Below are 1,474 nucleotides of genomic sequence, written 5' to 3'. Positions count from 1 at the left end.
GGTACTGCACCCCAGAAGTTAGAGTAAAAATCTAACCTCTGGGGTGTTTTTGTATGGCAAAGTATAGTGAGAAATTTAAATTAAAAATTGTAAAGGAATATCTAGGTGGGACATTAGGATATAATCTATTAGCCAAAAAATATGGTATATCTGCTGAATCTCAAGTCAAAAGATGGGTTCGTGCTTATAAAGAATTTGGAGAAGACGGTTTACGTAGGAAGGGTTCTAAACAAGTTTATCCTGTCAAATTTAAGTTAGATGTATTAAACTTTATGAAACAGACAGGTGCTTCTTACCAGGATGCTGCGATTGTTTTTAAGATGAACAATCCTCCATTAATTACGAGTTGGTACAAAACCTTTTTAGAGAAAGGTTTTGAGGGCCTGCAAGAAAAACCGAAAGGGCGGCCTTCTATGTCCAAAAAAGATAAAGCAAAATCACTAAAACAAGAAAAAGAGTTATCTCGTGAACAACAATTAGAGCGTGAAAATGAACTTTTACGTTTAGAGATTGCCTATTTAAAAAAGTTAAAAGCTTTTCAAGAGAACCAGAATGTCTTCCTAGAAAAGCACAAGCAGCGCTGGCATTCGAACTCAAAGAAGAAGGATTCAAATTAAAAGATGTTTTAGAAATAGTGGATGTTCCAGAGGCAACTTATCATTACCATGTCAAGCAATTACAGAAAGAAGATACAGATAAAGAATGGAAGAAAGTAATTACTGAACTATTTCAAAAGCACGGGGGTAAGTATGGGTATCGTCGCATCCATTTAGAATTAAGAGGTCAGGGGTATGCCATAAACCATAAAAAAGTTCAACGAATAATGAATGAATTGGGGTTGAAATGTGGGAAATTCACACGTAAATCTCGTTATAAATCATATAAAGGTACTGTTGGTAAAGTAGCTAAAAATCGCTTGAATCGTAGATTCAACTCACCTATCCGCCTTCAAAAACTAGTAACCGATGTGACAGAATTCAAATGCACTGAGGATCAAAAGCTATATTTAAGCCCTATTATGGACTTGTACAACGGTGAAATTATATCTTTTGGTATTTCAAACAGACCAACATTGGACTTTGTTTTAGAGCCATTATATGAAACATTGAAACTAATTGAAAATGAGGGGAAGTATCGTACAACAATACATTCAGATCAAGGTTGGCATTATCAACATAAAGCGTGGGTAAAAACATTAAAGAAAAATAAAATCTTTCAAAGCATGTCTAGAAAAGCAAACTGTGCGGATAATGCCTCAATGGAAAATTTCTTTGGTATCCTCAAGCAAGAAATGTATTATGGAGAAGATCTAGTACCTTATGAAGAGCTAAAAAGAAAAATAGAGGAATACATGGATTACTACAATAATGAACGTATAAAAGTAAAATTGGCTGGTCTAAGTCCAATACAATACCGAACTCAAACCAGCCTAATAGCTGCATAATTAAAACTTTAACTTTTTGGGGTCACTACC

Annotated in this window: 1 protein-coding gene and 1 pseudogene; both read left to right on the top strand. The window is 34.5% G+C overall.

All coding sequences use genetic code 11. The features are described from left to right. Positions 1-53: 53 nt before the first annotated feature. Positions 54-617, top strand: coding sequence for a helix-turn-helix domain-containing protein (locus JCM10596_RS22725; RefSeq protein ID WP_025029053.1), 564 nt, complete (start codon positions 54-56; stop codon positions 615-617). Next, positions 578-1,444: pseudogene (locus JCM10596_RS22720) on the top strand (IS3 family transposase); the annotation flags it as partial. The gene JCM10596_RS22725 and the pseudogene JCM10596_RS22720, both read left to right, overlap by 40 nt. Positions 1,445-1,474: the final 30 nt, after the last annotated feature.

Source organism: Caldalkalibacillus mannanilyticus JCM 10596 (assembly GCF_000615945.1).
Classification (GTDB): Bacteria; Bacillota; Bacilli; order Caldalkalibacillales; family JCM-10596; genus Bacillus_AT; species Bacillus_AT mannanilyticus.
This window is presented reverse-complemented; position numbering and strand designations above follow the sequence as displayed.

Coding starts and splice junctions, on each gene's coding strand:
- JCM10596_RS22725 (WP_025029053.1), top strand. CDS start 54: ATGGCAAAGTATAGTGAGAAATTTAAATTAAAAATTGTAAAGGAATAT.